Source organism: Ideonella sp. P3_A4 (genome assembly GCF_056403075.1).
Genome location: NZ_JBFUGE010000416.1, coordinates 1 through 5,253 on the forward strand (window position 1 = coordinate 1; position 5,253 = coordinate 5,253).

Annotated in this window: 4 protein-coding genes; all 4 read left to right on the top strand. The window is 67.7% G+C overall.

Features of this window, described 5'->3' with window-relative positions:
• Positions 1 to 12 precede the first annotated feature (12 nt).
• The 4 genes from AC1DYI_RS25570 (at position 13) to AC1DYI_RS25585 (ending at position 5,205) form a co-directional block, all read left to right on the top strand.
• A complete protein-coding gene (locus tag AC1DYI_RS25570) occupies positions 13 to 1,665 on the top strand; it encodes an AAA family ATPase (RefSeq protein WP_477206949.1) in 1,653 nt (550 codons plus the stop codon).
• A 7-nt stretch (positions 1,666 to 1,672) separates the two neighbouring features.
• A complete protein-coding gene (locus AC1DYI_RS25575) occupies positions 1,673 to 3,931 on the top strand; it encodes an AAA family ATPase (protein WP_477206950.1) in 2,259 nt (752 codons plus the stop codon).
• A gap of 109 nt (positions 3,932 to 4,040) precedes the next feature.
• Positions 4,041 to 4,817: a HipA family kinase gene (locus AC1DYI_RS25580; protein ID WP_477206947.1), complete on the top strand. Its 777-nt coding sequence runs from the start codon at positions 4,041 to 4,043 to the stop codon at positions 4,815 to 4,817.
• Positions 4,795 to 5,205 carry a DUF3037 domain-containing protein gene (locus AC1DYI_RS25585; RefSeq protein ID WP_477206948.1) on the top strand — a complete coding sequence of 137 codons (411 nt, stop codon included), beginning with the start codon at positions 4,795 to 4,797 and terminating at the stop codon, positions 5,203 to 5,205. The genes AC1DYI_RS25580 and AC1DYI_RS25585 overlap by 23 nt, the downstream gene beginning before the upstream one ends.
• Positions 5,206 to 5,253: the final 48 nt, after the last annotated feature.

The window sequence follows — 5,253 nt, forward strand, 5'->3', positions numbered from 1 at the left end:
GGCCCCACCGGCGTGGGCAAGAGCGAGGCGGCCAAGCTGCTGGCCGACTACCTGTTCGCCGACGAGGGCGGCCTCGTTCGCTTCGACATGAATGAGTACGTCGACGCCGATGCCACTGACCGCCTGATCGGTGACGCGGCGCGGCCTGATGGTCAGCTCACTGCCGCGGTGCGGCAGCGGCGCGCTTGCGTGCTGCTGCTCGACGAGATCGAGAAGGCGCATCCGGCCGTGCACGACCTGCTGCTGCAATTGCTGGGAGAGGGGCGTCTAACGGACGCGCTGGGCCGCACCACCGATTTCTCGCAGTGCGTGGTGATCCTCACATCCAACCTCGGGGCCGCCGCGGCCGAGCGCCGCACCGGCTTTACGCATCAGGCCAGCGATGCGGCCCACACCTACCGCGAGGCGGTGGAGCGCTTCTTCCGGCCCGAATTCCTGAACCGCATCGACCAGGTCGTCGGCTTCACACCGCTGGCACGCGAGGACATCGCCGGCATCGCTCGCCTGCAGCTCGAGCGCGTGCTCGCGCGCGACGGCTTCGTGCGACGCCTGACCTTCCTGAACGTCTCCGGCGATTCGTTGGATCATCTCGCGGAAATGGGACGAGACGAGTCACTTGGTGCGCGCGCACTCAAACGCGGCATCGAACGCGCGCTCACCGGCCCGATCGCACAGCGGCTCGCCTCGTCGCATCCCGGCAATCCGATGCTGCTGGACGTGTCGTTCGCAGACGGTGCGCTCGCCACGCGCGCGACGCTGCTGAGCTATGCCAGCGCCCGCCCGGTGCCGTTGCCCGTCGACGAAGGAACGGCGTCCGGCTACGAACGCGTGCGCGACTTGGTGTTGGCCCTGCAGGCATCGCTGCTGGCGGCGCTGGATGCCGGTCCGCCCGACGACATCGCGTTCGCGCTTCGCGCCTTGCAGGTGCGGCTTGACCCGCTGCGCGAAGTGCTCGAACGCCGCTGCTGGGATCTGGCCGAACGTCGAAAGGTGCCGGCTGGCCGAACGTCGCTCGCGCCGCTCCGCTCGCGCGAATGGCGCTGGTACAGCCGCCCACTCAGCGACATGCTGGAAGCCCGACTCGACATCCATGAGTTCTTCGATCGCCTGCAGGCCGAATCGACGCTAATGCGCGGCGTCGAATCGGAGCTCGTTCGCTGGCAGCTCGAGCTGAGCCTGCTGGCGCGGCGCGCGGACTGCCTCGCGCACCGCGGTATCGACCGAGTGTGCGTCGAGATCGCGTCGCTGCAGGCGGGCGACAGTGCGGCGCTGGTGAAGACAGCGTGGTCTGACTACGCCGCGCTGCTGTCCCAACTCGACGCCCACGAGCTGCCGCCTCCCGCGCCGGGCGTTCGCTGCTTCGAGGGTGCGGGTCTGGCCGACGTGTTCGCCGGCGAGTGCGGCGTGCATTTCTGGTACCTGGGCGACGACCGGCCCGTGCCGCTGGCGGTGCGCATGCTGCCGCTGGAAGGCGACACGGCGGCGGTGCTCCCCACCGAGGTCGTGCGTATCCGGTACGAGCCTGTGAAGGACGGCGAGCAGCGCCGCCTGACCGACCTGCGCTCAGGGCACATGCGCAAGTTCGCCGAACCCTTGTCCGAAGACGACTGGCGCCTGCTGCTATGGAATGCGGTGGCACCGGCGCRATCGCAAGAGGAGCACTGAGTTGGCCGTGCTGTCCTATCCCCTGGTCTGCTGGCAGCTTGACGACGACGCGGTCTTCGGCGTTCTGCTGGGCACCGGCTTCGAGGCGGTCGAGCGCAATGCGAAGCGGCTCAAGACCGCGATGGCTGAGACCTTGCAGCGCGAACGCGAGCGCAACCAGTACGTGCCCGACCCCGATATCGACGACCCGCAACTGCGCATCGTGAAGGTGCAGATCAATCTCGCGCATCGCACGGACAAGGGCAGCTTCCCGGTGCCCACGCCCACCGAGATCTCTGTCGCGGCGGTGTACGGCGCCAAGGCGAGCGAGGGTTACCTGAAGTGCTGGCTGCCCTGGCTGGAGGAGAGCTTCTACTACTACGACGAGGCGCAGTTGCCGATGCTGATCCAGCACTACACGCGCGATCGCCTCGATGGCACGGCGCCGGAGCAGGCTCAGCGCTACGTGGCGCGCGGCACGCCGTGGCTGGAGCTGGTGGAGTCACGTCGCGAGGATCGTCCGGCCTCGCGCCAACACGTGCCGCGCCATGTGCGCGAGGCGCACGCCCAACTGGCCATCGTGGCCGACCGTCTGCCCGAAACCGGTGGCCGCCGCTCGGCGCAGGGCTTTTCGGAGACGGCGTGGGAGCAGGGCGCGCTGGTCGACGAGATCGMTGCGCGCCTGGTGCGCGGCGGCAACCTGCTGCTGCTGGGCGAGACCGGCGTTGGCAAGAGCGTGGTCATCGCAGAGGCGATCCGCAAGGCGCACCGCGCCACCACCGACCGCGACGCGCCGCCGACGTTCTGGCGCAGCAATTCGGAGCGTCTGGTCGGCCGCGCCAAGTACCTCGGCGAATGGCAGGCGCTGTGTGACCAGGCGATGCAGTGGCTGGACATCTCGCGCGGCGTGCTGTGGGTCTCCGACTTCCTGAACCTGCTGCAGGTCGGCGGCGAAGGCCCCGAAGAGTCGATGGCCGCCTACCTGCTGCCGGCGTTGAAGCGCGGCACGCTGCGTTTGATCGGCGAGGCGAACCCGGGCGAACTGGAGGCAGCACGCCGCAAGTTGCCCGCCTTCGTCGACTGCTTCGAGCCATTGAGTCTGCCCGAGATGGATGGCCAGCGCGCGCGCCGCGTGTTGGAGCTGTTCGCGGCGCAGTCCAAGAGCGCCTTGTCGGTGGAGATCGAGCAGGCGGCACTCGACATTGGCTATCGCCTGCTCAACCGCTACGTGCGCTACGAGCGTTTCCCCGGCAAGGCCGTGCGCTTCTTCGGCGAGTGCGTGCGTGAGGCGATCGCCGACCGCGTGCCCGTGGTGACCGAGACACGGGCGATCGCGCAGTTCGCGCGCTTCACAGGCCTGCCCGAGCGCTTCCTGCGAGATGACCAGCCGCTGGACGATGCCGAGGTGCAAGCCTACTTTGCCGGCCAGCTGTTCGGGCAGGACGCCGCGATCCGCCAGCTGAAGGACGTGGTGTACCTGTTCAAGTCGGGCCTCAACGACCCGGCCAAACCCATCGCGACGCTGCTGCTCGCGGGGCCCACCGGCGTCGGCAAGACGGCGGCGGCCAAGGCGCTGGCGGGTTATTTCTACGGCGCCAACAGTGGGGTCGATCCGCTGTTCCGCGTCGACATGAGCGAGTTCCAGCATGCGTTCCAGATCGCACGCCTGATCGGTACCGGCAAGCGCCCCGGCAAGCTGGTGGAGCACGTACGGCAGCGGCCGTTCTCGGTGGTGTTGCTCGACGAGATCGAGAAGGCCGACGCCTCGGTGTTCGACATGCTGTTGGGCGTGCTCGACGAGGGCCGGCTGCGCGACAGCCAGGGCCGCGTCACCGACTTCCGCGGCACGATCGTCGTGATGACCACCAACCTGGGCGTACGCCACGGCTCGTCGCCCAGCTTTGCGAACGCGGACGCCAGCGTTGACGCGACACACGAGATCCGCCAGTTCTTCCGCCCGGAGTTCTTCAACCGCATCGACCGCCTCGTGCACTTTGCGCCGCTGGGCTTTGAGTCCATCGTATCGATCGCGCGGCAGGAGCTGCAGGCGCTCGAGCGACGCGAGGGACTGCTTCGGCGCGGCCTGACGCTGCGCTTTGCGCCAGCGGTGGTCGACTTTGTCGCCTCCGTCGGCTTCAGCCCGCGATACGGCGCGCGACTGCTGCAGCGCGCCGTCGAGCAGCACGTGGTTGCTGCGATCGCACGCGCCCTCTTTGGCGACGTGCCTGACGGCGCTATCCTTGAGGTCGACGTCGTCGACGGTGCTGTGCAGGCTCGGGTTTGCTAGAGCCGCTTGCGGGCCTCGTATCCGATGCGACTGGGTTGATCCGGCGGGCGCCGGCCTTTGTGGTGATCGACCGGCTCGCAGGCCAGGGGATAATTCTGCGAGGAGCACCATGAGAACGATCACCGCCACGCGATATGTCACGCCGCTGCGCGAAGGCGGGTCGTTGCCTGCCGTTGTCGAGGCAGATGACGACGGCCTGTATGTGCTGAAGTTTCGCGGCGCGGGGCAGGGGTGCAAAGCGCTGATCGCCGAATTGGTCGCAGGCGAGCTGGCCCGCGAGGTGGGCTTGCCGGTGCCGGAGATCGTGTTGATCGAGCTCGACGCCGAGCTGGCACGCACCGAGCCCGATCCCGAGATTCAGGACCTCATCCGCGCCAGCGCCGGGCTCAACCTGGCTTTGGACTACCTGCCAGGCTCGGTGGCCTTCGATCCGCTGGTCCATCAACCTGAGCCTGAGCTGGCATCGGCAATCGTCTGGCACGACGCCTTTGTCTCCAACGTCGACCGCACCCCCAGGAACACCAACCTGCTGATGTGGCATCAGAAGCTCTGGCTCATCGACCATGGTGCCGCGCTGATCTTCCATCACCAGTGGGAAGGCTATCTGGAGCGCAGCGCCAGCCCGTTTTCGATGATCAAGGACCATGTGCTGCTGAGCTTGGCCAGCCGCATCGCCGAGACCGACGCCGAGATGATCGGCCGCTTGCCTGCCGAGGCGATCAGTCGCATCCTCGACCTCGTTCCCGACGACTGGCTGGAGGAGACCCCACTGTTCCAGACCAAAAGCGAACAGCGCGAAGCCTACGTGCGGTATCTGGTGGCGCGTCTTCAATCGCCACGCAAGTTTGTCGAGGAGGCCGTCCGTGCCCGATCTGCGCACCTATGACTACGCGATCGTGCGGGTCGTCCCGCACGTCGAGCGCGGCGAATTCGTCAACGCGGGCGTCATCGTCGCCTGCGCGCCAAAGGGCTTCCTCAAGGCGCGTGTCGAGCTGGATGAGGCGCGGCTGCTGGCACTCGATCCCGCGGTCGATCTGAGGTCGATCCAGATCGCCCTGTCGGCCATCCCGGTGATATGCGCCGGCGGGCAAGGGGCAGGGCCGATCGGCCGGCTCTCTGTCCGTGAGCGCTTCGACTGGCTCGTCGCGCCGCGCAGCACGAGCATCCAGGTGTCACCGGTTCATACGGGCCGGTGCACTGATCTCGATACCGCGATGGACCGGCTGATGGAAAAGATGATCCGTCGGCCGCGTGTGGTCACGGGCGAAGCCTGACGATTGCGATACGGCGGCCGCATCCAGAGGCGCGGCGGTGGTCGAAGG

Bases quoted from the DNA above. Each gene is read 5' to 3' on its own strand.
- AC1DYI_RS25580 (WP_477206947.1), top strand. From the start codon at position 4,041: ATGAGAACGATCACCGCCACGCGATATGTCACGCCGCTGCGCGAAGGC.